Genomic DNA, 25,928 nt, shown 5'->3' on the forward strand with positions numbered 1-25,928 from the left:
GGACCTATAACGGTTCCCCCTTCAACATGCGCGGCAGATCGCCAACCAAGCCCATGGCATGGCGCATGAAGAACTTTTTCACCGGTGGCATCTTGTTGACCACCGCCAATCCTAAATCCCGGGCCACCCGCAACGGCGGAATATTGTTGGAAAACAGCCGATTCAGCCCGTCGGTCAGGGCCAGCATCAAGGTATTGTCGAAGCGTCGCCAGCGTTCATAGGCCTCCAACACCACCGGCGCGCCTATATCCTGGCCCAGGCGATGGGCATCCACCACCACTTCGGCCAATGCCGCCACGTCGCGCAGGCCCATGTTGAGCCCTTGTCCGGCAATGGGATGCATGCCGTGGGCCGCGTCGGCCACCAGCGCCAGCCGTTTGTCCGTGGCCCGATGGGCATACTGCAAGGACAGCGGATAGGCAAAGCGCGGCCCGCTGACTGCGATGTCACCCATGAAGTCGCCGAACCGACGCCGCAGCTCCGTCAGAAACCCTTCATCGTCCAGATCCATGATCGCCGGGGTGAGCGCTTCTTTCTCGGTCCAGACGATGGACGAGCGGTTGCCCTTCAACGGCAGAATGGCAAAGGGTCCGCTGGGCAGAAAATGTTCGTGGGCGATATTGTCGTGCGGGTATTCATGAGTCACGGTGCAGACAATACCGGTCTGGTGATAGGACCAGCTGGTCAGATCGATCCCCGCTTCCTCGCGCACCCGCGACCCCCGCCCGTCGGCACCGACCAACAGCTTGGCCCGCACCCGGCGGCCATCGGGCAGAGTGGTCTCCACGCCTCGGTTGGTGCGGTCGATGGGCCCGGCCTCGGTCGGCGCGGCCCAGGTCACGAGATCCAGAGTCGGCAGCTTTTTGGCCAGCGCCCGGCGCAGGGTCTGGGTCTCGATCATAAAGCCAAAGGGTTCGTCACCAATGGATTCATGGTCGTAATGCAAAAACATCAAGGAATCCCCGTCGGTCACCCGGATATCGCCGATGGGATTAACCTCGTCGGCCATCAAATCCCACAGATCGGCGCCCACCAACAGACGCTGCGCCGCCAGGGCAATGGCAAAGGCACGCCCGTCATAGGTGGCCCTCAGGGCGGCTTTGGGGTCTTCCCGGTCGATGACCACCGACGACACGCCGCCTCGGGCCAGGGCACAAGCCAGGGTTCCCCCGGCGAAGCCGCCGCCGACAATCAGCACATCCGTTTCCAGGATCTCTCCCGTGGGTTCGCGACCGGTCATGGAAAGGCAAACTCCCTATTGATTTGAATCCCCTAAACCCCGTTTAGCAGATCTGCCTTCAATTTGTGCGCCTAAATTTTAGGCAAAGCTTACTAAATAATCATTAACCGGAGAAAACCACAGACCTCACCTCCCGAAAATGACCCTGCTCACTTCATTATCTCCTTATATTACAGCAATTTAATAAGAAAATACCAGAGTTGGCACGAACTTTGAGTCTAGAGGGGCAGGAATTCGGCCATTCGGGCCGTTTCGACATGGTCCATCAGGAGGAGCCAGCGCAATGAAGCTGATTACCGCCGTTATCAAGCCTTTCAAGCTCGACGACGTGCGGGAGTCCCTATCCCAACTGGGAGTTCAGGGGATGACCGTCACAGAGGTGAAGGGTTTTGGCCGCCAAAAGGGGCAAACTGAAATCTATCGCGGCGCCGAGTACGTCGTGAATTTCCTGCCCAAGGTGAAACTCGAAATCGTGGTGGGTGCGGACATGGCCGAACAGGTCGTGGAAACCATCCAGCAGACCGCCAAGACCGACAAGATCGGTGACGGCAAGATATTTGTGGTCGACGTCGAGAAGACGGTCCGGATCCGGACCGGCGAGACCGACGGCGATGCCATCTAGGAGGTATGACCGATGAATTCCATTAAACGTTTGACCGGTATGCTGGTCCTGGGTGTGATTGCCCTGGCGGTGACCGCCGACCCGGCCCGTGCCGAGGTTTCCGGCGAAACCCAGTTCATTTTCAACACGTTCTCTTTCCTGGTGCATGGTTTCCTCGTGCTCTGGATGGCCGCGGGCTTTGCCATGCTCGAAGCCGGTCTGGTGCGCACCAAGAACACCACCATGCAGCTGACCAAGAACATCGGCCTGTTTTCCATTGCCGGCATCATGTTCTACCTAATGGGCTACAACGTCATGTATGACGGCGTTGACGGCGGCTTCATGGGCGGCATCTCCATCTGGGGCGCCGATGACAGCGCGGTTCTGGCCGATGGGGCCAAGATCGAAGGCGGATACGCGGCTTCCTCCGACTGGTTCTTCCAGATGGTGTTCGTCGCCACCGCGGCCTCCATCGTTTCCGGCACCCTGGCCGAGCGCATCAAGCTGTGGCCGTTCATGATCTTCGTGGTCGTCCTGGCTGGCCTGATCTACCCGATCCAGGGTTCCTGGGAATGGGGCGGCGGCTGGCTCAACACCGACAGCTTCAAGGCTTCCTTTGGCGATGAGTTCAAGGACTTCGCCGGCTCCACCCTGGTCCATTCCGTGGGCGGCTGGGCGGCCCTAACCGGTGCCATCATCCTCGGCGCCCGTAAAGGCAAGTACGGTGCTGACGGCGCCGTGCATCCGATCCCCGGCTCCAACCTACCGCTGGCCACTTTGGGTACCTTCATCCTGTGGCTCGGTTGGCTGGGCTTCAACGGTGGTTCGCAGCTCGCCATGGGCTCCGCCGCCGATGCGGTTGCCATCTCCAACATTTACGTCAACACCACCATGGCCTCGGCCGCCGGTGTGGTTGCCGCGATGCTGTTGACCCAGGTGATCTACAAGAAGGTTGATCTGACCATGGCCCTCAACGGCGCCCTGGCCGGTCTGGTGTCCATCACCGCCGCGCCCGACGGCGACTCGGTGATGCTGTCCATGTTCATCGGTGCCGTCGGTGGCGCACTGGTGGTCTTCACCGTGCCGCTGCTCGACAAGCTGAAGATCGATGACGTGGTCGGTGCCATTCCGGTTCACCTGGTGGCCGGTATCTGGGGCACCCTGGCGGTTGCTCTGACCTATGGCTCCGAAGGCGCGTCCTTCATGGCCCAGTTGGTCGGCGTGGTCTCCATTGGCGCCTTTGTGATCGTCTCCAGTGCCATCGTCTGGTTCGTCCTCAAGATGACCATCGGCATCCGTGTCGACGAAGAGGAAGAAGTGCTGGGTCTCGACAAGACCGAGCTGGGCTTGGAAGCCTATCCGGAATTCGGTTCCGGCTCCAAGGCTATGTAATCCAACTCCCGGCGCGATCCTCCCCTGACTTTGGGATCGCGCCGGGTCCAAGGCTTCGAAGATGGACTCCCTGTTGTCTTCGAAGAATGGGGTTTAGGCCCCGACGATCTACTACTCCCCTATCGCAACTTGACCGGGCGGTCTGATCCGCCCGGTCTTTTTGTTTGGCGCCGGTCTCCGGGCCGCTTATAAAAAACCCATGATCAATCAACGTCTCGATCTTCTGAACGACTATCCGTTTCAGCGCCTGCGCGATCTGTTGGACCCGCTCGATCCGCCCGACGGGGTGACGCCGCTGGTCATGTCCATTGGCGAACCCAAGCACAGCCCGCCGGATCTGGTGGCTGACATTATCCAAGATCATCGGGCCGACTGGAATCGCTATCCACCGCCCGCCGGAACCCCCGAACTGCGCCAATCCATGGCCGGGTGGCTGACCCGCCGCTTCGCGCTGCCCGAGGATCTGGTGGATCCGGAGCGTCACCTGTTGCCCTTGGCCGGGACCCGCGAAGGTCTGTTTCAGGCCGCCCTGGTCTGCGTGCCGCAAAAACGCCCCCACGGCCCGCCGCCGGTGGTGCTGACCCCCAATCCGTTCTATCAGGTCTATGCCGGGGCCGGGGTCATGGCCGGGGCGGAGACGGTCTATCTTCCCGCCACCGGGGACACCGGCTTTCTGCCTGACCTGGATGCCCTCAGCGCGGACCTGTTGACCCGCACGGCCATGCTCTATCTATGCTCGCCGACCAACCCACAAGGGGCGGTGGCCGATGACGACTACCTGGACCGGGCGTTGGACCTGGCATTGTCCTACGATTTCGTCCTGGCCATGGATGAATGCTACGCCGAGACCTATGACCAGACCCCGCCACCGTCCGCGTTACAGGCCGCCGCGCGCCTGGGGGGCGGCTTGAGCAATCTGTTGGTCTTTCATTCCCTGTCCAAGCGCTCCAGTGCGCCGGGCCTGCGCTCCGGGTTCGTGGCCGGGGACCAGGATCTGATCACCTTGTTCGCGCGCCTGCGCTCCTATGCCGGGGCGACCATCCCCATGCCCATCATGGCCGCTTCCGCCGCCCTTTGGGACGATGATGCCCATGTGGCCGACAATCGTGCCCGCTATGGCGAGAAATTCGATATTGCCGAGCGCATCCTGGGCGACCGCTTCGGCTTTCGCCGCCCCCAAGGTGGATTCTTCCTGTGGCTGGATGTGGGCAATGGCGAAGAGGCGGCGAAAAAGCTCTGGCAGCAAGCCGGTTTGCGGGTTTTGCCTGGGGCCTATCTGGCCCGCGACGACGAGTCCGGGGATAACCCCGGCGCGTCTTATATCCGTGTCGCCCTGGTGCATGAACCGGCGATGGTCGAAGACGCCCTGACCCGCCTCGTCGAGGTGTTACGTTAAGGTCTTGGTAAGCGCCGTTATGGCATGCTTCGGCCATGGCTCGCACAACCTCCCCCGCAGCCCGGCCGCCGATTCTTCCGGCCTCCGCCGTGGCCTTTCTGCGACGGCGCCTGATTGAAGGCGCCGGACTCGCTGTCTGTACGCTTGCGGTGCTGCTCGGCTTGGCTCTGGTCAGCTTTTCGCCCGCCGATCCCTCTTTGAATAGTGCCGGTTTCGGACCCATCGGCAACAAGCTCGGGACCTCTGGTGCGGTGATTGCCGATTTGGCTCTGCAAGGCTTGGGGATCGCGGCCTGGGTGTTGGTGGCGGTGCCCTTTGTTTGGGGCATCCGCATTTTGTTCAAGCAGGTCACCGGCCATTGGGAACTGCGCTTGGCGCTGTTGCTGTCGGGAACGCTTTTTCTGGCCGTCGCCGTGACCTTGTTGCCGATCCCGCAATTCTGGCCGTTGCGAGTCGGGCTTGGCGGCGTGGCGGGCGCCTTGATCGTCGACGGATTGATGCCCTTGCTGACCATGGCCGGATGGCAATATGGGCCTTGGCCCATTGCCGCCCTGGCCCTGCCGCCCGCCCTGGCCGCCTTGTTCCTTTCCCTGGGTATTCGCCGCCATCAATGGCGGGCCGCCTGGGAACAGGGGGTGGATTGGGTTCTGGTGGTTTGGGATCTGCTGCTGCCGGTCGCCCGCCGGATCGGCGGACGGGGGGTCGCTTGGGTCGTGACCTGGATCGAAGAGGCCCGTCGAGCCATGGAAGCACGCCGGGAAGCCCGTCTGGCCACCCGCTCAACCGGAGCCGAACCGGAAGTTATCGAAGAAGAGGAAAATCCGGCACCAGCGCGGCGTCCGGACTCCAGCGCCGCCTTGCTGCGCCGCTCGACTCCCAAGGCGCCGATCAAGCAGGCCGAAGAGACACCCAAGGCGACGACAACCAAGAAGATTCCCGTGGATGCGCCCAAGAAGGACCCGGCCAAGCCACGCCCGGGCCGTCAGGGATCGTTGAACTTGGGCGATGGCTTGCAATCCTTCGACCTGCCGCCATTGGATCTGCTGGCCAAGCCGGAAGTCTCGACCCGGGATCCGGGCTTGGACAAGGAAGCCCTGGAAAACAACGCCCGGATTCTGGAAACGGTGCTGGAAGATTTCGGCGTGCGGGGCGAGATCGTCAAAGTGCGCCCCGGCCCGGTTGTCACCCTGTACGAACTGGAACCGGCCCCGGGCACCAAGACGTCGCGCGTCGTCGGTCTTGCCGACGATATCGCCCGCTCCATGAGTGCCATTTCCGTGCGCATCGCGGTGATTCCGGGTCGCAGCGTCATCGGTATCGAACTGCCCAATGCCACCCGCGAGACGGTCTATCTGCGCGAGATGCTGGCCTCGGAGGATTTCGAGAAAGCCTCGGCCAAGATGTCGCTGTCCCTGGCCATGGGCAAGGATATTGGCGGCACCCCGGTGACCGTGGATTTGGCCCGCATGCCGCACTTGTTGGTCGCGGGCACCACCGGGTCGGGCAAGTCGGTATCGGTCAACACCATGATCCTGTCGTTGTTGTACCAATACTCGCCGGAGCAATGCCGTTTCATCATGATCGACCCCAAAATGCTGGAGCTGTCGGTCTATGACGATATCCCGCACCTGCTGGCGCCGGTGGTCACCGAGCCGGGCAAGGCGGTGGTGGCGCTCAAATGGACCGTGCGCGAAATGGAAGACCGCTATCGCGCCATGGCCAATCTCGGCGTGCGCAATATCGGCGGCTATAACCAGCGCATCATCGAGGCGCGCAAGAAGGGCGAGACCCTGACCCGACGGGTTCAGACCGGCTTCGACGTGGATACGGGCAAGCCGGTGTTCGAGGATCAGGATCTGGACATGAATCCGCTGCCGTTCATCGTCGTAGTGGTGGATGAAATGGCCGATCTGATGCTGGTGGCGGGCAAGGATATCGAAGGCGCCATCCAGCGTCTGGCCCAAATGGCCCGGGCCGCCGGAATCCATTTGATCATGGCCACTCAGCGACCCTCGGTGGATGTCATTACCGGCACCATCAAAGCCAACTTCCCCACCCGGGTCAGCTTTCAGGTGACCTCGAAAATCGACAGCCGCACCATCTTGGGCGAACAAGGCGCCGAACAGCTGTTGGGCATGGGCGACATGCTCTATATGGCGGGTGGCGGGCGCATCACCCGCGTCCATGGCCCATTCGTCACCGACGAGGAAGTGGAAGAGGTGGTCGATCACCTGAAGACTCAGGGCGAGCCCACCTATGTGGAAGCGGTCACCGAAGAGGTGGACGAAGACGGCGGTGCTGATATGAGTAGTGGCGGGGCGCGCGAAAAATCCGAAGACCCGTTGTACGACGAAGCGGTGGCCCTGGTGGCCCGCGAAGGCAAGGCCTCGACCAGTTTCGTGCAGCGCCACTTGCAGATTGGCTATAACCGAGCCGCCCGTATCATCGAACGCATGGAAGGCGAGGGCGTGGTCAGCAAGGCCAACCGCACCGGCAAACGCGAAGTGCTGGTCAGCGACCATAGTGGATAGCGGCCTCGACAGCCCCCTGTCACCTCGCTACAACGATGATCCTATTTTCGCCCCATTCCTTTCGGATGCTTGGTTCATGCGACTGATACTGATCCTGTTGATGCTGGTCATCGCCCTGCCTGCCGAGGCCGAGGAAAAGCATGTCTTTTCCGCGGATGAGCAATCCACCCTGAAAAAGGTCCAGCACTACCTGAACAGTATCAAGACCCTGCAATCCCGGTTCATCCAGGCCACCTCCGCCGGCGGCTACGCCGAAGGCACGCTGTACCTTTCCCGGCCGGGCAAGCTGCGGTTCGAATACGATCCCCCAGCGCCTTTCCTGCTGGTTGCCGACGGTACTTGGCTGATCTATGAGGATAAGGAGCTGGAGCAAATCAGCTATCTGCTGCTCGACAGCACCCCGGCGGCGCTGCTGGTCAGCGACGATCTGGATTTCAATGGCGACAAGGTGACGGTGGAAAAACTGGTCAAGGACAAGGGCCTGCTGGCTGTGACCTTTACCCAGAAGGAAAACCCGGAAAACGGCCAAGTCACCATGATCCTCAACGAGAAGCCATTGATCCTGCGTCAATGGGAAGTGCTCGACGCCCAAGGCACCCGCACCATGGTCACGCTCAACAAGACCCGTACCGGAATGCCTCTGGACAAGATGCTGTTCCGCTACAAGGACCCCCGGCATCAGGGCGGCATCAATCTCCTCGATTGATGGCGTTCAAATAAACGTGAGCCATGCAGGAATCGCATGCCTCCTATCCATGCCGACCCTTGAATTGTTTGGGATGCAACGCCACATAAGTTCCATAAGGGGCCGTCACCGCAACGGTGCGGCCTGGGACAGATGGGATCCCCTGCCATCGTCCCGGCTCCCCCCAAAGGAGCTTCGAGGCGTCCGATTATCCCCCTGATCGGACGCCTCTTCCTTTTGGCCACCCGGACAATTGCCAAGGTCGGGCAAATGGCGCAATCTGCCGCCCCATGGATCTGAAAGTCACCACCTGGAACGTCAACTCCGTGCGCAAGCGGCTCCGTCATCTGGAATGGCTGATGGAAGCGCAATCCCCGGACGTGCTCTGTTTGCAAGAAACCAAGGTGGTCAACGAGGATTTCCCCGAGATGGCCTTGCGCGCCTTGGGCTATGACCACGTGTTATTCCATGGCCAGAAGTCCTACAACGGTCTTGCCATTGCCAGTCGGGTGCCGCTGAGTCAGCCGGAAACCCACTATTGGGGCGGACGGGAAGAGGCCCGGCATCTCTCGGCCATGCTGCACCCCAGCACGCATTCAGCCCCCATCGAACTGCATAATCTTTATATTCCGGCGGGAGGCGACAAGCCGGACCCGCTGACCAATCCCAAATTCGCCCACAAGCTGGATTTCCTCAGTGAACTGGCTCATTGGTGGCTGGCCCGTACCGGCGCGCCGGAAATCCCCATGATTTTGGTGGGTGACCTGAACGTGGCGCCACTGGAAACCGATGTGTGGGATCATCGGCGGCTGCGCCGGGTAGTCACCCATACGGAGATCGAAATCGCCCACCTGGACCGGGTTCGCCTGGCTGCTCAGTGGGTCGATGCGGTACGGCATTTTTACCCCGCCGATGAGAAGGTATTTTCCTGGTGGAGCTATCGCACGCCCGAATGGGACGAGGCGGACAAGGGGCGCAGACTGGACCATGTTTGGGTCACACCACCGCTGGTCTCCACCCTGAAGAGTGCTGAAATCCTGCGCGAGGCCCGTGACTGGCCGGAGCCTTCCGATCACGTCCCGGTTTCGGTAACCTTTTCCATTTCCTGATCGACCACGCGCTCCAGTGGAAACCACAGGCCGACCTTGGTGCCGCAGCCCGGTGTGCTGTCCAGTCGCAGGCGACCATCATGCAATTCCATCAAATGGGCGACCAAAGGCAGGCCCAGGCCCGTGCCCTCGTAGCGCCGCGCCAAGTCGGAATCGATCTGGCCAAAGGGGGTCAGGGCGGTGGGGATATCCTCCGGCGCCATGCCGATACCGGTGTCATCGATGGTCAGAATCAAACCGTCATTCAGACGGGCAACCCCAAGGGTGACGGATCCCCCCGCAGGCGTGAATTTAATGCCGTTGGTAACCACATTGAGCAGGATCTGTTTCAATCGGTTGGGATCGGCGAGCAACCGGGGCAACAGTTCGTCGGATTCAAACACCAGGTCCACCTCGGCTTCATCCGCATGGGCTTGGGTCAACCGCAGTACGTCTCCAAGGATTCTCGCCAAGTCCACCGAGGCATTGCGCACCGCCATGGTGCCCGATTCCACTTTGGCCATGTCGAGGATATCGTTGATGACTTCCAAAAGGTGATTTCCAGACCCTCGTATATCTTCCAGATACTCCCGGTGGCGCGGGTTTTCCACCGGCCCCATCAGCCCATGAATGAGGATGTCGGAGAACCCGATAATGGCGTTCAAGGGGGTACGGAGTTCGTGGCTCATGGTGGCCAGAAACTGGGTCTTGGCCCGGTTGGCGGCTTCGGCCTCTTCCTTGGCCCGGTACAAAGCCGCTTCCTGCATCAGCCGCATACGGATATCGCGGACCATGGCCAGCACGTAGCGCTGTCCCTCGTGGGACACCATGTTGCAGGCCATTTCCACATCGATCTCGGTCCCCAGCCGGGAGCGCATCCGCACTTGCCCGAACCAAGTCTGGCGGCGATGGATGGACTGCCAAAACCGGGACCATTGCTCTGGCGAGAGCTCCGGGTTGATATCCCAGGCCTTCAGGCCGGTCAGGCTGACCGCTGTCTGATCGAGCAACTTCAGCGCCGCCCGGTTGGCTTGCATCAGGTCCCCGTTTTCGAGGATCCAGAAAATGCCGTCGCTGGCCTCCTGGACCGACCGCTCAGACAGCTCCAGCTTCTGTTGCGCCCGGCGCAGTTCGGTGATGTCTTGATAGATGCTCACCGTACCGCCAAGACGGGTTTTGTTTTCCCGCGCCAGAATCAATCGACCGCTGCTCAGGGTCAGTTCGCGGGGACCTTCGGGGGTTCGGTGACTCCTCATGGTTTCGGCCAGCCACAGATCCGGTGGCGCCCGGCCCGTATCGATGACCCCGGAATCCACGAGCTGGCGCAGGATGGTTTCGCAAGTGTCGCCCTTGCTCAGCAGCCCGGCCCGCGACCCCAGGTTTTCATGCACATATTGGTTAGCCAGTACCAATCGATCCTGGTCGTCCCACAGGATAAAGCCGTCGGTGATGCTTTCCAGCGCGTCGGCCAAAAGCAGCCGGGCGCGGCTGACCTCGGCCTCGGCCTCGCGGGCGGCGGTGATGTCCACCGACGATCCGCGATAACCGAGAAACGCCCCCGACCCATCGAACAGGGGCTGGCCGGAGACCCGCATATGGACCGTTCGTCCGTCCGGCGTCTTTGTCATGTAGGTGGCGTCGCGGAAGGGCCGGTGATTATTGAATTCCTCCGCATGCCGTTCAGCGTCGGTGGGTGGCGTGACCTGAAAACCCAGGTCGTCGCGACTTTTACCGATCAGGCTTCCAGCGGGAAATCCGAGAATACGGTGGGCGTTTTCCGAACAGAAACAAACCCGCAAGTCCGCATCCATCTCCCAAAACCAATCCGAAGCAGCCTCGGCGAAATTTTTGAAACGCACCTCCGATTGCCGCAGTTCAAGGGTCCGGGCGACAACCCGCTGTTCCAGTTCGGCAGCCGAGCGGCGGAGATCTTCGTCGGCGGCCACCAATGCCTGTTCGCCTCGACGCACCGGGAAATAGACGATGGAAAACATGACCAAAAGCAACAGCGAAACCCCGGTGGCCAGGCCGTATTTGACCTGCTGGCGGTGGCGAAAGGTCTCGGTGATGTCCCGCTCCACCAGCAGCAGGCCGCCGTTTGCCAGGGCATGGAGGGTTCGAACCAGGGTTCGCTCGCCGTCGGCCTCCCGACCGGACCCGGGGGGGCGCGTGATCAGGCTGCTCGTCATGGTGCCGTTCATGGTGTCACGCAGCGTTGCGTCATCCAGACCCAGGGAGTCGATGGCTTGGCTCGCCGTGGAGAACAGAATTCTCCCCGAGGGATCCAGGAGCGCCACCCGAGGCAAGTCATGGCGCGAGGCATAGGATTCCAACGCCCAGACTTCCGGCTCGAGGGTGGTGGGGTGCAGATCCGGCGCGCGGAGTTTCGGCGTCAACAAGGAATCACCGAAGCGATTCTCGATCTCCAAGGCATGGGGGGCGGACCAGGTGCCCATGAGGGCGACAAATTCGGTTCGCTCCCGGAATCCAAATAACAGGACAATGGCGGTAAAGACCAAGCCGATCACCACGGCGGCGGCCAGCAGATACCATCGGGTCAGCCGGTGTCTGACCGCGACGGTCGGTTTCATGCGATGCGGGCTCATGTCTTGCATGATGCCGACGTCCTCCCCAAGCGGGATTCTTCTGTCCCGTGGGTCAGCATAAACACGCCATTCCGGTTTGATCAAATTTTTCCGAGTAGGATACTGCGGATTATCCGTCCCAATCCCGCCGATTGACAGCATATTCCCCCGCCTCGGCGCGGAACGGCTGGACCAGCATCCGGTCCAGCCGTTGATCGTCGGGCTCGCGGAACAGATCAAGGCCGATGGTCATGGCTTCGTGCCCCGCTTCCGGCTGGGCCTTGTAGGTCCCGAACAGGCGGTCCCACCAGGGCAAGTTGAAGCCGAAATTACTGTTGGTCTCGGCGGGCAGCACCGAATGATGCACCCGATGCATGTCCGGGGTCACCACGAACAGCCGCAATACCCGGTCCAGCCCCAAAGGCAGGGCGATATTCCCGTGATTGAACATGGCCGTGGCATTAAGCAGGATCTCGAAGATCAACACCGCCAGCATGGGCGCGCCGATCAAGGCAATGACCGAAAGCTTGATGCCCAGGGACAAAACGATTTCGATGGGATGGAATCGGGCACCGGTGGTCACGTCATAGTCGGTATCCGCGTGATGCATGCGATGAAGACGCCATAACACCGGCACGGCGTGGACCATCACATGCTGGAAATAGATCGCCATGTCCAACAGCACCACACAGAGCAGTACCGCCAGACCATCGGGCACGCCCAGTTGCGGCATCAACCCCCATTCCCGCTCGGCGGCATAGGCGGCAAAGCCGATGGGCGCCATGGGCAGGATCAGGCGGACGAGAATGCTGTTCATGAACACGATGGTGATGTTCGAGGGCCAGCGGACCCAGCGGCTGAAGCGCAGCGCGCGGCGGGGAATCAGTGCCTCGGCCCCGGCCACGACGAGGAGGACACTGAAAAAGGCAATCAGACGAACGATGAGCTCGTTGTCGGTCAGGAACTGGGTCATGGCTTCAGTATAACCCATTGCCCATATTAGAAAAGGCCGATGGATACCGGGTTTACAGGTTGCCTCGGGGCTCCTTATGCTGCAACGCAGAATAGATTCGCGAGGCCGAGGCAATGGCGGACAAGCCGGTGGAAACTCCTCTCTCCGTATACCGTGATCTGGTGCGTCAAGGGGACCTGCATGCGGATCCGGCCCAGGCCCTGGCGGTGGAAAAGTTCCAGTCCCTGCATCATGCGCTGGCACGGTATCGCCCGGATACCGGTCAACAGGGTTGGAAGGCCCGCTTTGGTCTCGGACGGCGGCGGGAGGAAGTGCCGCAGGGTCTATATCTCTATGGCGGCGTCGGTCGCGGCAAATCCATGCTGATGGATATCTTCCATTGCCTCGCCCCCACGGAATCCAAACGGCGGGTGCATTTTCACGAATTCATGCAAGAAGTCCAAACCCGCCTGACCAAGTTACGGGAAAAAGGCCGTCACCGGGGCGATCCCATTTCGGCGCTGGCGGCGGAAATTTCCTATGGGGCCTATCTGCTTTGCTTTGATGAATTTCAGGTCACCGATATCGCCGATGCCATGATCCTGGGCCGTCTGTTCGAGGCCTTGTTCGAGGGTGGCGTGGTTGTGGTGGCAACATCCAACAGACCGCCCGCAGACCTGTACAAGGACGGTCTGCAAAGGGAGCGCTTTCTACCCTTCATCGACCTGATGCAACAGCGCATGGACGTACTCCAATTGCAAAGCGAGACCGATTACCGGCTGATCGACGTGACCAAGGTGCGGGCCTATCTCCACCCCGCCAATGACGATACCGGCCAGGAGTTGGAGCAGATTTTCCAGAAACTAACCCATGGCGAGGCGGTGCGCGGCGATTCTATCTTGGTTCATGGACGGATCATCGAGATTGGCGTGGCCAGCCATGGGGTCGCCCGCTGCACCTTTGATGAACTCTGCCGTCGTCCCCTGGGCCCCGGTGATTATCTCGCTCTGGCCACCAAGTATCATACCTTGGTCCTGTCCGACATTCCGCGCCTGACAGCCGATGAACACAACGAGGCGAAGCGATTCGTCGCGCTGATCGATGCGCTGTATGAACATCGGACTAATCTTTTTTGCACCGCCGAAACGCCTCCAGAAGAGATTTATACCGCTGGACCAGGCAGTTTCGAGTTCGCGCGCACCACATCCAGGCTGGCGGAAATGCAGGCCGCCCACTATCTGGCCACGCCGCATTTGACATAGGGCCATGGTGCGCTGCAAAATACCCCCTGTTCGAATCACGACAATACATTAGAAACCCCTAATTTTATTGTTGTTTTTCAGGGTTCAAGGCCGTTATTTCCCTTGCCCGGCGCTGTAAAACGCGCTACCACCTGTCTGGGTGGTATTGTGCGCCGCGACAGGGTAGGTACGGTCCCATTATGGGCAAGCAAATCACACGACGGATCTTAGCGAAAGGGGACTCCCAATGGCACGGAACAAGATTGCGCTGATCGGCGCGGGCAACATCGGCGGCACGTTGGCTCATCTGGTAGGGCTAAAGGAATTGGGCGACTTGGTCGTCTTTGACATCGCCGAAGGTCTGCCCCAGGGCAAGGCACTGGATATCGCTCAATCGACCGCCATCGAGGGCGTCAACTGCGCCTATTCGGGCACCAATGACTATGCGGACTTGAAGGGCTCCGACGTGATCATCGTCACCGCCGGTGTGCCGCGCAAGCCGGGCATGAGCCGCGACGACCTGATCGGCACCAATGCCAAGGTCATGCAGTCGGTGGGCCAGGGCATCAAGGAACATTGCCCCGGCGCCTTCGTGGTCTGCATCACCAATCCGCTGGACGCCATGGTCTGGGCCCTGCGCGAAGTATCCGGCCTGCCCCACAACATGGTGGTGGGCATGGCGGGCGTGCTCGATTCGGCGCGCTTCAGCTACTTCCTGTCCGAGGAGTTCGGCGTATCGGTGGAAGACGTCAACGCCTTCGTCCTGGGCGGCCATGGCGACACCATGGTACCGCTTCTACGCTATTCCGCGGTGGCCGGGATCCCGGTGCCCGACCTGATCAAGATGGGCTGGTCGACTCAGGAAAAGATGGACGAAATCGTGCAACGGACCCGCGACGGCGGCGCCGAGATTGTCGGCCTGCTGAAGACCGGCTCGGCATTCTATGCCCCGGCGGCGGCCGGTATTCAGATGGCCGAGGCCTATCTGAAAGACCAGAAGCGCGTGCTGCCTTGCGCGGCTTATGTGGATGGCCAATATGGTGTTGATGGCGTGTACGTGGGCGTGCCCGTGGTCATTGGCGCCGGTGGCGTCGAACGGGTCGTCGAGATCGACCTGAACGAGGAAGAAAAAGCAGGCTTCATGAAATCGGTGGATGCCGTCAAGGGCCTCATCGAAATCACCAAAGGCACGATGAGCTGAGGGAGCAATCATGAATATCCATGAGTATCAAGCCAAACAGCTGCTAAAGCGCTATGGCGTGCCGGTGGCCGAGGGCGGGGTGGCTTACACCCCCGATGAGGCGGAAACCGTCGCCAAGGACCTGGGCGGCCCGGTCTGGGTGGTCAAATCGCAGATCCATGCGGGCGGACGCGGCAAGGGGACTTTCAAGGAAGACCCCAACGGCCGTGGCGGCGTGCGCGTCGTCACCAACCTCGAAGAGGTGGCCGACAACGTCAAGGCCATGTTGGGCAAGACCCTGGTCACCCATCAGACCGGCCCCGACGGAAAGCAGGTCAAACGCATCTATATCGAGGCCGGCTGCGACATCAAGCGCGAGCTTTACCTCTCCTTGCTCATCGACCGCACCACCTCGCGGGTGACCATCATGGCCTCCACCGAGGGCGGCATGAACATCGAGGAAGTGGCCGAGGAGACCCCGGAAAAAATCATCACCGAGACCATCGATCCGGCGCTCGGGTTGCAGGGCTATCAATCCCGCAAGGTGGGCTTCGCCTTGGAATTGAACGGCAAGCAGGTCAACGCCTTTTCCAAGATGCTGGCCGCCATCTACAAGGCCTTCCTGGAGCTTGACTGCTCCATGCTGGAGATCAACCCCTTGGTGGTCACCGGCGACGGCAACGTGATGCCACTCGATTGCAAGATGAACTTCGATTCCAACGCGCTGTTCCGCCACAAGGATGTGGAAGAAATGCGCGACGAAGACGAAGAAGACCCCTCGGAGCTGGAAGCGGCCCGTCACGGTCTCAACTACATCAAGCTCGACGGCGCCATCGGTTGCATGGTCAACGGGGCCGGTCTGGCCATGGCGACCATGGATATTATCAAGCTCTATGGCGGTTCTCCGGCCAACTTCCTCGACGTGGGAGGCGGTGCCACCAAGGAACGGGTGACCGAGGCCTTTAAAATCATCCTGCGCGATCCCAAGGTCGAGGGCATCCTGGTCAATATCTTCGGCGGTATCATGCGCTGCGACGTGATCGCCGAGGGTGTGGTGGCGGCGGCCCGCGAGGTCAGCCTCAACGTGCCCCTGGTGGTTCGCCTCGAAGGCACCAATGTGGATCTGGGCAAGAAGATCCTTGCCGATTCCGGACTACCCATCGTCTCCGCCGACAATCTGGCGGATGCCGCCGAAAAGGTGGTCAAAGCCGTGAAGGAGGCCGCATAAAATGGCTGTACTGGTCGATAAAAATACCAAAGTCGTCTGCCAGGGCTTCACTGGCAGCCAAGGGACCTTCCACTCGGAACAGGCCATCGCCTATGGCACCAACATGGTCGGCGGCGTCACCCCGGGCAAGGGCGGCACCAGCCACCTGGACCTGCCGGTGTTTGATACCGTGGCCGACGCGGTGGAAAAAACCGGCGCCAACGCTTCCGTCATCTATGTACCGCCGCCCTTTGCCGCCGACGCCATCTTGGAAGCGGTGGATGCGGGCGTCGATTTGGCGGTCTGCATTACCGAAGGCATCCCGGTGATCGACATGGTGCGTGTCAAGCGCGGCATGGAAGGCAGCAAGACCCGCCTGATCGGCCCCAACTGTCCCGGGATCATCACCCCCGATGAATGCAAGATCGGCATCATGCCCGGCCATATTCATCAACGGGGCAAGATCGGCATTGTTTCCCGCTCGGGTACCCTGACCTACGAGGCGGTCGCACAGACCACCACCGCCGGTTTGGGCCAATCCACCTGCATCGGCATTGGGGGCGATCCGGTCAACGGCACCAACTTCATCGACTGCCTGGACCTGTTCCTGGCTGATCCGGAAACCCAGGGCATCGTCATGATCGGCGAGATCGGCGGTTCCGCGGAAGAAGATGCGGCCGAGTTCATCAAGCAGTCGAAAACCAAGAAACCGGTGGTCGGCTTTATCGCCGGGGTCACCGCCCCGCCGGGCAAACGCATGGGCCACGCCGGTGCGATTATCTCGGGCGGCAAAGGCACCGCCGACGCCAAGATCGAGGCCATGCGTTCGGCCGGAATCGAAGTCGCGGACTCGCCAGCGGCCCTTGGAAGCACCATGTTGAAGGCTATGGGGGGTTAACCTCACCGGAAAACTGCTTGGGAGGCGGGGGTCAGCGGGCACTAAAAAATAGTCCGCGACCGCCGTTGCAAGAAAAAATGACACCGACGCTTGATACGCTGCTCAGCGGATCCAACGCCACCTATATCGCCGAACTCTACGGCAAATATCTGGAAAACCCGGGGTCCGTGGATGCCACCTGGGCCGGATTCTTCACCGAGTTGGAAGAAGACGGCCGAGCGGTGTTGGACGAACTGCGCGGTGCCACCTGGGCCCCGTCGGGAACGACGGTCATCGGCGGACCGGGGGGTGCCCGTCCCACCGCCGCCGGTCCGGGTCTGGCCTCTGGTCCGTCGACTTCCGATCTCAAGCGGGCCACCCACGATTCCATCCGCGCCTTGATGATGATCCGTACCTACCGGGTGCGCGGCCATCTGATCGCCAATTTCGATCCCCTGGGGCTGGAGGGCAAGAGCTACCATCCGGAGCTCGACTATAAATACTACGGTTTCAACGAAGAAGACCTGGACCGGCCGATTTTCATCGACTTCCAGCTCGGACGTGAAACCGCCACGCTGAAGGAAATCCTGGGTGTCCTCAAGGCCACCTATTGCGACACCATCGGCGTCGAGTTCATGCATATGCAGGACCCCGAGGAAAAGGCCTGGATCCGCCAACGCATCGAAGATCTGCCGACGCGCCACAACTTCACTCATCTGGGTAAGCGGACCATTTTCCAACGGCTGATCGAGGCCGAGGGCTTCGAACGTTTCCTGGACAAGAAATGGAAAGGCACCAAGCGCTTCGGCCTGGACGGCGGAGAATCCCTGATTGCCGCCTTGGAACAGATCGTCAAGCGCGGCTCGCAGCTGGGCGTGGACGACATCGTCATCGGCATGCCCCATCGGGGACGGCTGAATGTTCTAGCCTCGGTGATGTGCAAGCCCTATCGCGCCATTTTCGCCGAGTTCCATGGGGTTGCCTCTGACGCCTTCTCCGATGTGCAGGGCTCCGGCGACGTGAAGTATCACCTGGGCGTGTCCGCCGATCGGGTTTTTGACGGAACCCGCGTGCATCTGTCGTTAACCGCCAACCCGTCCCACCTGGAAGCGGTGAATCCGGTGGTGGTGGGCAAGGTGCGCTCGAAGCAAAACCGCCGCGGCGACAAAAAGCGTCAAAACGTCATGGGCATTTTGATGCATGGCGACGCGGCCTTCGCCGGGCAGGGCCTGGTGGCCGAAACCCTGGAGATGAGCCAGCTGGAAGGCTATACCACCGGCGGCACCATCCATTTCATCGTCAATAATCAGATTGGCTTTACCACGGTACCGTCCAAGAGCCGGTCATCCCCCTATTGCTCGGATGTGGCCAAGTCCATTCAGGCACCGATCTTCCACGTCAACGGCGACGATCCGGAGGCCGTGGTTCATGTGGCCCGGCTGGCCATCGAGTTCCGCCAGGAATTCAAGCGCGACGTGGTCATCGACATGTTCTGTTACCGGCGCCACGGGCATAACGAGGGCGACGAGCCCATGTTTACCCAGCCGATCATGTACCGCACCATCGCCAAGCATCAGCGCACTTTGGAAGTCTACCGGGACCGGCTGATCCGCGAAGGGGTGCTGACACAGCAAGACGCCGAGACCATGATCAATGAGTTTGAAGCCCGGCTGGAGGCCGACTTCGAAACCGCCACCACCTATCGCCCCAACAAGGCCGATTGGCTCGAAGGGGTATGGGACGGGCTGATCCGGCTCAACGAGGAAGAGGAACTGCGCGAGGACGATACCTCGGTTCCCATGGAGCTGTTGAAGACCGTCGGCAACGCCATTTCCCGCAAGCCCGACAATTTCAACCTGCACCCGAAAATCGCCCGCCAGTTGGACGCCAAGGCCAAGGCCGTGGACCAAGGCAAGGGAATCGACTGGGCCACCGCCGAGGCCCTGGCTTTCGGCACGCTGATGACCGAGGGCACCTCGGTGCGGCTGTCTGGCCAGGACTGCGGGCGCGGTACCTTCTCCCATCGCCATTCGGTACTCATCGATCAGGTGAGCGAGGAGAAATATCTGCCTTTGCAAAATATCTGCGAAGGTCAGGGCAATTACGAAGTGCTTGACAGCCCGCTCTCTGAGTTCGGCGTGCTTGGCTATGAGTATGGCTATTCCCTGGACGATCCCCATACCCTGGTGCTCTGGGAAGCCCAGTTCGGCGACTTCGCCAACGGGGCCCAGGTGATGATCGATCAGTTTATCAGTTCGGGTGAATCCAAATGGATGCGCTTCTGCGGCTTGGTCATGCTGCTGCCCCATGGCATGGAAGGCCAAGGTCCGGAACACTCCTCGGCCCGCCTGGAACGCTATCTGCAACTCTGCGCCGAGGACAATTTGCAGGTCTGCAACATCACCACTCCGGCCAACTACTATCATGCCCTGCGCCGCCAGGTTCGGCGGAACTATCGCAAGCCATTAGTTATCATGTCCCCGAAATCATTGCTGCGTCACAAGCAGGTGATATCGGACCTCAAGGACATGGCCGAGGGCACCAAGTTCCGGCGGGTGTTGCCGGAAGTGGATAAGCTGGCCAAAAACGACAAGATACGCCGGGTCGTGCTCTGTAGCGGCAAAGTCTACTATGATCTGCTGCAGACGCGCCGGGACGAAGGTCTCGACGATGTGGCCATTGTCCGGGTGGAACAGCTCTATCCCTGGCCACGCAAGGGCGTCATGGCACAATTGGCGCGCTACCCCAAGGCCGAGGTGGTCTGGTGCCAAGAAGAACCGGCCAACATGGGCTCTTGGACCTTTGTGTTGCCCCGGCTGGCCCATATTCTTCAGAGCCTGGGACTCAGCCAGACACTGCCCTTTTACGCCGGGCGATGCGCCGCGGCGTCCCCCGCCACCGGCTTTGCCAAGGTCCATGCGGCGGAACAGGCGCAACTGGTCAACGAGGCATTGAACATTGCCCCCGATGACCTGCCGCAACCCTTCCGGCCTCCAGCCAAACCATCCGACCGCAGATGCTGATGGCCAACCGCGCGCAACGATAAGAGAGAGATCGAGGAAACAATGGCGACGGATATCAAGGTTCCCACCCTGGGTGAATCGGTGACAGAGGCGACGGTGGCCAAATGGTTCAAGAAAGTGGGCGACGCAATTGCCGCCGACGAACCCATCGTCGAATTGGAAACGGACAAGGTGACATTGGAAGTCAACGCCCCGGCCGCCGGGACGCTGACCGAAATTGTCGCCGATGAGGGCGCCGAAGTTTCCGTTGACGCGCTGCTCGGGGTGATGGGCGAGGCTGGTGCTGCGCCCGGAAAAGCATCGAAAAAAACCAAGGCCGAGGCACCCATGGAAACCATCGCGCCCGAGGTTCCGACCCAGATCGCCGCCACGGTGGATCTGGTGGTACCGGTATTGGGTGAATCGGTCACCGAAGCCACCGTGGGCAAATGGTTCAAGCAGCCCGGTGATGCCGTCGAAACCGATGAACCGGTGCTGGAACTGGAAACCGAGAAAGTCTCGCTTGAGGTCAATGCCCCGTCCACCGGAACGCTGTCCGAGATCGTCGCCGCCGAAGGGGCAGAGGTGACCGTCGGCGCTCTGTTGGGCCGATTGGCCGCTGGTGCCGGTGCCGTGGTAGCCCCGGCTCCCATCGCCGCGCCCAATGTCTCGGTGACCGTCGCGCCGAGCCAGAAAAGCGAAGTGCCCCTGTCCCCGGCCGTGCGTCGGGTGGTCGAGGAAAACGATCTGGACCCATCCAAAATCACCGGTACGGGCAAGAACGGTCGCATCACCAAAGAAGATGCCTTGGCCGCCGCCGCCTCGGGCACGGCCCACAGGGATGATCCGGTGATGACCCAGGCTCCGGCAACCCCGGCGCCCGCGGCGGCACCACCCCCGGCCCCACAACAGGAATCGGCCCCGGCCCCGGCAGCCGCGCCGCAACTGGATGATCCCCGCGAGGAACGGGTACGCATGACTCGCCTGCGCAAGATGGTGGCCACGCGCCTGAAAGCGGCGCAGAACACCGCCGCCATGCTGACCACCTGGAACGAGATCGACATGACCGAGGCGATTGCCCTGCGCAATCGCTACAAGGATATCTTCGAGAAAAAGCACGACATCAAGCTCGGATTCATGTCCATTTTCATCAAGGCGGTCTGCGTGGCGCTCAAGGAATGGCCGGCGGTCAATGCCGAGATCCGTGGCGATGATATCGTCTATAAGAACTTCTACGACATCTCGGTGGCCGTAGGTTCGCCGCAGGGCCTGGTGGTCCCGGTGATCCGCGATGCCGATACGCTGAACTTCGACGAAATCGAAAAGACCATCAAGGACTTCGGGCTGCGCGCCCGAGGTGGCACCTTGAAGGTCGAGGAAATGCAGGGCGGCACCTTTACCATATCAAACGGCGGCATTTTTGGATCGCTGCTTTCGGCACCGATCCTCAATCCGCCGCAATCGGGCATTCTCGGCATGCACAAGATGCAGATGCGGCCCATGGTCATGGCCGATGGCAGCATCGAGGCCCGCCCGATGATGTATATCGCCCTGTCCTATGACCACCGGATCATCGATGGCCGCGAGGCGGTCTCGTTCCTGGTCCGGGTCAAGGAGTGCATCGAGGACCCCAACCGCATCATGCTGATCGCCTAAGGAGAATTCTATATGAGCGAGACATCCTACGACCTGGTGGTGATCGGGGGCGGCCCCGGCGGCTATGTGGCAGCCATCCGCGCGGCGCAATTGGGCCTCAAGGTGGCCTGTGTGGAAAAGCGCGGGGCGCTGGGCGGCACCTGCCTCAATGTGGGCTGTATCCCCTCCAAGGCGATGCTGCAATCCTCCCACCATTTCGAATCCGCCGCCGAGCATTTCGCCGCCCATGGGGTACAAGTCAGCCCGAAGCTCGACCTGCCGACCATGATGGCCCGCAAGGACAAGGTGGTGCTCGATCTCACCAAGGGCATCGAGTTCCTGTTCAAGAAGAACAAGGTGGACTATTTCATCGGCACCGGCACCGTGGCCAGCAATTCCACGGTGGATATCACCGGCGACTCCGAAGCCACCTTGAAAACAGAAAACATCCTCATCGCCACCGGTTCCGACGTGGCGCCCCTGCCGGGGATCGAGATCGACGAAAATCGTATTGTCTCCTCCACCGGTGCTCTTGCCCTGCCCAAGGTGCCAAAATCCCTGGCGGTCATCGGCGGGGGCGTGATCGGGCTGGAACTGGGTTCCGTCTGGCGGCGTCTGGGGGCCGAGGTCACGGTGATCGAATTCCTCGACGACATTTTGCCCGGCATGGACGGCGAGGTCCGCAAGACCATGCGTCGGGTGCTGAAGAAACAAGGCGTCCAGTTCAAACTCAAGACCAAGGTCACCGCCGCCAAGGCCACCAAGACCCAGGTCACCCTGACCATGGAACCGCGTGACGGCGGCGATTCCGAAACTCAGAAAGCCGAAGTGGTGCTGGTCGCCGTGGGCCGCCGCCCCTATACCGACGGGCTGGGCCTGGACGCCGTTGCCGTGGAGCGCGATGCCCGGGGCTTCATCAAGGTGGATGCGGATCTACAGACCAACGTACCGGGTATTTTCGCCATCGGTGACGTGATCGGCGGTGCCATGCTGGCCCACAAGGCCGAGGAGGAAGGCGTGGTGGTGGCCGAGCTGATTGCCGGACGCAAGGGCCATATGGACTACGACACCATCCCCGGAGTGGTCTACACCCATCCCGAAGCCGCCTCGGTCGGCAAGACCGAGGAACAGTTGAAGGAAGCCGGTGTCGATTACAAAGTCGGCAAGTTCCCGTTCTCGGCCAATTCCCGCGCCCGCTGTATCGCCGACATGGACGGCTTCGTGAAAATCCTCGCCGATGCCAAGACTGATCGGGTGCTGGGTTGTCATATCGTCGGCCCAGCGGCCGGAGACCTGATTCAGGAAGCCGTGCTCTGCATGGAGTTCGGCGGCGCGTCCGAAGACCTGGCACGGACCTGTCACGCCCATCCCGGCCTCTACGAGGCGGTCAAGGAAGCTGCGTTGGCACTGGGCGACGGCGCCATTCACGCCTGATCAGCAAGAGGGCTGTGCGCGGGGCGGACCTGTCCCACCGCATCGCATCGCCTCAATGGGGTGGATAGCCTCTTTTTTCCATGCCCGCCGTGACCTGTTCCATGATCGTCGGCATGGACTGGGCCATGAACTGCTGCGCCAGGAGAACCGATTCCTGGGTCATTTTAGGCATCACCTGAACGTATTTTTTGCCCAGCGGTGTTTGATAGAACGCGATCATTTGTTGGATTTCTCCGGCGTCAAAATACTTGGAGACCAAGGATTTCGTTTGATTCATGAGGTCGGGAATCAAGGGCTTCATGGCCGCCGTCAGCTCCTCGGAAAAGGCCTGTAGCTTTTTTTCGTCGGCGCTTGGATCCCGTTGCTTGACCGATTGAATCAACATTTCCGGCAACTGATCAAACATCTGCTCGATCATCTTGTCCATCTCGGTGATCCGCATCAGGTCTCGGGCCGCCTGATCCGCGTCCAGCTCTGCGGCCTTGGTGCCGGGTGCGATCAAACAGGCGGCAACAACAAGACCAAAAACCAATCCACGCATACTGAAATCCTCTGAAATTAAGATGGAGCCGAGCGCCCCCATTTGGAATGGATCACGTCGTTGACAACGATAGCCGCCACCCCACAATTCCGATAGCGCAAAAAGGACATTGGCGGAGCGACAAACTGTTTTCAGATCTTGTTAATGCTCTTCAGACATACTAGCCAACCACCGATATCAAATATCGGCGGGGTGTAAGACGGCGACAATTCAGAGGGAGCTCCATCATGGCGGACATCACACTTTCGGACGCGGTTCGATCGAACCTGCTATCCCTGCAAAGCACTCAAGGGAAGATTGACCGGACTCAAAATCGTCTATCCACGGGCCTGAAAGTTGCCTCACCAACCGATGACGCGGTGAAATTTTTCCAAGCCCAATCCTTGAGCAACCGCGCTACGTCCCTATTGGAACGTAAATCCGCGGTGGATCAGGGCATCCAGGCCTTGGACGCGACCTTGAAGGCTCTCGAATCCATCGAGGACTTCTCTTCTCAGCTCAAAGGTCTGGTCGATAGTTCCCGGTCCGCGGATGATGCCCAACGGGCGGAACTGCAAACCCAGGTCAACGAACTGGCCAAGCAGATCGAGAAGCTCATTGCCGATGCCACCTATCAGGGCTTGAACCTGTTGAACTCCTCGGCCTCGAAGCTGTCTGTCCGGTTCTCGGACAAATCGGACTCGAAGCTCGAAGTGACCGGCATCGATATCAACCCCAGCGCCCTGTATCGTAATTCGCTCGGTACCGGCTTTGTGGGGCAAACCCTTGACGCCAGTCAGGCCAACTTCGTCGAATCGTTCCTGGGCTTCGGACAGTCATTCGAAGGCTACGATCTGACCGATGCGACCGAACTGGCCTCCTTCAATGCCCATGCGGACGTGGCCATCTCCCGCCTGGATGCCACCATTAGCTATCTGCAAGCGAAAGCAGGCTCCATGGCCAATAACGTCGCCATCTTGCAAGTCCGGTCGGACTTCACCCAGGAATACGTGGACGTGTTGGACACCGGTGCCGGTAAGCTGACCGTGGCCGACCTCAACGAGGAAGGCGCCAACCTGCTGGCCCTGCAAACCCGCCAGCAGTTGGGCATTCAGTCCCTGGCCTTCGCCGGTCAGGCCGAACAATCCATCTTGGGTCTGTTCCGTTAAGTCGCCTGAATGGCTCGGACGCCTATAGGCTGCCCGGTTTGAACATTTCGATCAGGGTATGGGTAAGCATTTTTCTCAAGGCCTTGTCCTCGGGGCCGGTGATGCCCCTTGCAATGCCGCTGACCACGATGCGCGCCTGCTCCTTGGAGCAATAAACCGTATAGGCATGCACCTCGCCGTTGGCGCGCAGTTTCCCAAGGTCTGCAGGAACTGCCCCATCGCATATGTTTTGCGGAGACAAACCCTGAGGCGGCTCGAAAACGACAACAATGCGCTGGACAGGTTCGGCTGCCTGGTTCTTGTCGGTTGTGAAACGCACCCCGCCCAACTGCGGCATGCCGTTCTTAAATGCCTTGACGATCGTCCGTTCCAAGGGCGCCAGGTCGCCGCCAAAAGGATTGCCACGGACATCCACCCAAAAGGGACCCTTTGAGGCCGCGTACTGGAAAAACGAGAAGTTGTCGCCCCCCTGCCGATACTCGACCACCGTCTGAAAAGGGACCTCTTCGCAGGCGGTGGCCGCCAGGGTCGCCAAACCACCGAGCACGGCGGCGATCTTGCGAAATACCATCATATCCTCCTCTGAAAATTCCCCGATCAGTCGTTGAAAAGGGCGTCAATATCTGCCTGACTGGCGTGATCATCCGAGGTTGAATGGGTCTCTCCCCCCTTCATGACACCGTCGATTTCATCTTGGTGCATGACCGTTTCCCCGCCATGAATGATTCCGTTGGCCACGTCCCCAAGCTGACGCAACAAAGCCAACAAAGCCCGCGTGCGTATGCGGATGGTATCGGCCTGGCCCGATTGCAGCAGGTCCTCGATCCGCTCAAGGCAGGTCAGGATGACACTGTCCATCTGTTGAATGGTGGTTTCGAAGCGTTCACGAAACTGAGCCGGAACATGGTCATAGGCCTCCACAGCCAAATCCCGATCGGAAAAGCTGCTGTCCTTGAAATGCTCCTGATAGCTCTTGGGCCGCCATTCCCGGGCTTCTTCGTAGAGATCAGGCATATCCGGGATCATCTCCAACAACATAACGATTTCGTTGAAGTGATTCATGTAGTCGGTGGCCAATAAGGTCCGCGGACTGATATTGCTGCCCGCCACCTTGGCCTTGATTGACTCGTATTCGGAATGGCCCACGGTGGCCGCCCCTCCAAACAGGCGGATAATCAAGGGGTCACCATATC

The 25,928-nt window shown here is 60.4% G+C and carries 20 protein-coding genes and 1 pseudogene; 15 read left to right on the forward strand and 6 right to left on the reverse strand.

The features are described from left to right. Window positions 1-4 precede the first annotated feature (4 nt). Entirely contained in the window at window positions 5-1,240 is a 1,236-nt protein-coding gene (locus tag MGMAQ_RS17320) for a UbiH/UbiF/VisC/COQ6 family ubiquinone biosynthesis hydroxylase (RefSeq protein WP_046022530.1), read from the reverse strand. Window positions 1,241-1,523: 283 nt separating this feature from the next. On the opposite strand from MGMAQ_RS17320, the gene MGMAQ_RS17325 reads away from it, so the two are divergent. From MGMAQ_RS17325 to xth, 6 genes are all read left to right on the forward strand, one after another. Next, window positions 1,524-1,862: a P-II family nitrogen regulator gene (locus MGMAQ_RS17325; RefSeq protein ID WP_046022531.1), complete on the forward strand. Its 339-nt coding sequence runs from the start codon at window positions 1,524-1,526 to the stop codon at window positions 1,860-1,862. A 12-nt stretch (window positions 1,863-1,874) separates the two neighbouring features. Beyond that, window positions 1,875-3,233 (forward strand): ammonium transporter, encoded by a 1,359-nt coding sequence (locus tag MGMAQ_RS17330; protein WP_046022532.1) that lies wholly within the window; start codon window positions 1,875-1,877, stop codon window positions 3,231-3,233. A 199-nt stretch (window positions 3,234-3,432) separates the two neighbouring features. Then, on the forward strand, window positions 3,433-4,629 hold the full coding sequence (locus tag MGMAQ_RS17335) for an aminotransferase class I/II-fold pyridoxal phosphate-dependent enzyme (RefSeq protein ID WP_046023486.1): 1,197 nt from the start codon (window positions 3,433-3,435) through the stop codon (window positions 4,627-4,629). Window positions 4,630-4,664: 35 nt separating this feature from the next. Beyond that, entirely contained in the window at window positions 4,665-7,160 is a 2,496-nt protein-coding gene (locus tag MGMAQ_RS17340) for a DNA translocase FtsK 4TM domain-containing protein (RefSeq protein ID WP_046022533.1), read from the forward strand. Between the two features lie 76 nt (window positions 7,161-7,236). Further along, window positions 7,237-7,866, forward strand: coding sequence for an outer membrane lipoprotein carrier protein LolA (locus MGMAQ_RS17345; RefSeq protein WP_065814734.1), 630 nt, complete (start codon window positions 7,237-7,239; stop codon window positions 7,864-7,866). A 269-nt stretch (window positions 7,867-8,135) separates the two neighbouring features. Beyond that, window positions 8,136-8,954, forward strand: coding sequence for an exodeoxyribonuclease III (xth, locus tag MGMAQ_RS17350; RefSeq protein WP_046022534.1), 819 nt, complete (start codon window positions 8,136-8,138; stop codon window positions 8,952-8,954). Here the strand turns inward: xth and MGMAQ_RS19945 are convergent. Continuing rightward, window positions 8,918-11,548 carry a PAS domain S-box protein gene (locus tag MGMAQ_RS19945; RefSeq protein WP_052716514.1) on the reverse strand — a complete coding sequence of 877 codons (2,631 nt, stop codon included), beginning with the start codon at window positions 11,546-11,548 and terminating at the stop codon, window positions 8,918-8,920. The two genes, xth and MGMAQ_RS19945, sit on opposite strands and share 37 nt — an antisense overlap. Window positions 11,549-11,648: 100 nt before the next feature. Continuing rightward, the gene (locus tag MGMAQ_RS17360) at window positions 11,649-12,509 is read right to left on the reverse strand and encodes a sterol desaturase family protein (protein WP_252508652.1); all 861 of its coding nucleotides are present in this window, start codon (window positions 12,507-12,509) and stop codon (window positions 11,649-11,651) included. A 95-nt stretch (window positions 12,510-12,604) separates the two neighbouring features. Between MGMAQ_RS17360 and zapE the strand changes: the two genes are divergently transcribed. The 8 genes and pseudogenes from zapE to lpdA all read left to right on the forward strand — a co-directional run bounded on the left by zapE (window position 12,605) and on the right by lpdA (window position 23,046). Continuing rightward, window positions 12,605-13,732: a cell division protein ZapE gene (gene zapE, locus MGMAQ_RS17365; RefSeq protein ID WP_046022535.1), complete on the forward strand. Its 1,128-nt coding sequence runs from the start codon at window positions 12,605-12,607 to the stop codon at window positions 13,730-13,732. Between the two features lie 226 nt (window positions 13,733-13,958). Next, window positions 13,959-14,912, forward strand: coding sequence for a malate dehydrogenase (mdh, locus tag MGMAQ_RS17370; protein ID WP_046022536.1), 954 nt, complete (start codon window positions 13,959-13,961; stop codon window positions 14,910-14,912). Between the two features lie 10 nt (window positions 14,913-14,922). Next, a complete protein-coding gene (sucC, locus tag MGMAQ_RS17375; protein ID WP_046022537.1) occupies window positions 14,923-16,119 on the forward strand; it encodes an ADP-forming succinate--CoA ligase subunit beta in 1,197 nt (398 codons plus the stop codon). 1 nt (window position 16,120) lies between these two features. After that, window positions 16,121-16,996: a succinate--CoA ligase subunit alpha gene (sucD, locus tag MGMAQ_RS17380; protein ID WP_046022538.1), complete on the forward strand. Its 876-nt coding sequence runs from the start codon at window positions 16,121-16,123 to the stop codon at window positions 16,994-16,996. 77 nt (window positions 16,997-17,073) lie between these two features. Continuing rightward, a complete protein-coding gene (locus tag MGMAQ_RS17385) occupies window positions 17,074-19,998 on the forward strand; it encodes a 2-oxoglutarate dehydrogenase E1 component (RefSeq protein WP_046022539.1) in 2,925 nt (974 codons plus the stop codon). A 42-nt stretch (window positions 19,999-20,040) separates the two neighbouring features. Beyond that, window positions 20,041-20,205 (forward strand): annotated as a pseudogene (locus MGMAQ_RS21320) (biotin/lipoyl-containing protein); the annotation flags it as partial. A gap of 120 nt (window positions 20,206-20,325) precedes the next feature. Continuing rightward, window positions 20,326-21,633, forward strand: a complete 1,308-nt coding sequence (gene odhB / locus MGMAQ_RS17390) for a 2-oxoglutarate dehydrogenase complex dihydrolipoyllysine-residue succinyltransferase (protein ID WP_198409216.1) — start codon at window positions 20,326-20,328, stop codon at window positions 21,631-21,633. A gap of 12 nt (window positions 21,634-21,645) precedes the next feature. Continuing rightward, window positions 21,646-23,046, forward strand: a complete 1,401-nt coding sequence (lpdA, locus tag MGMAQ_RS17395; RefSeq protein ID WP_046022541.1) for a dihydrolipoyl dehydrogenase — start codon at window positions 21,646-21,648, stop codon at window positions 23,044-23,046. Between the two features lie 52 nt (window positions 23,047-23,098). Here lpdA and MGMAQ_RS17400 read toward each other — a convergent pair whose 3' ends face one another. Beyond that, the gene (locus MGMAQ_RS17400; protein WP_046022542.1) at window positions 23,099-23,587 is read right to left on the reverse strand and encodes a DUF2059 domain-containing protein; all 489 of its coding nucleotides are present in this window, start codon (window positions 23,585-23,587) and stop codon (window positions 23,099-23,101) included. A 227-nt stretch (window positions 23,588-23,814) separates the two neighbouring features. Between MGMAQ_RS17400 and MGMAQ_RS17405 the strand changes: the two genes are divergently transcribed. After that, window positions 23,815-24,735, forward strand: coding sequence for a flagellin (locus MGMAQ_RS17405; RefSeq protein ID WP_046022543.1), 921 nt, complete (start codon window positions 23,815-23,817; stop codon window positions 24,733-24,735). 22 nt (window positions 24,736-24,757) lie between these two features. Here MGMAQ_RS17405 and MGMAQ_RS17410 read toward each other — a convergent pair whose 3' ends face one another. Then, window positions 24,758-25,309, reverse strand: a complete 552-nt coding sequence (locus tag MGMAQ_RS17410) for a hypothetical protein (RefSeq protein ID WP_148561010.1) — start codon at window positions 25,307-25,309, stop codon at window positions 24,758-24,760. A 23-nt stretch (window positions 25,310-25,332) separates the two neighbouring features. Next, entirely contained in the window at window positions 25,333-25,914 is a 582-nt protein-coding gene (locus MGMAQ_RS17415; protein ID WP_371258368.1) for a hypothetical protein, read from the reverse strand. Between the last annotated feature and the right edge of the window lie 14 nt (window positions 25,915-25,928).

The sequence above is a fragment of the Magnetospira sp. QH-2 genome, assembly GCF_000968135.1.
Classification (GTDB): domain Bacteria; phylum Pseudomonadota; class Alphaproteobacteria; order Rhodospirillales; family Magnetospiraceae; genus Magnetospira.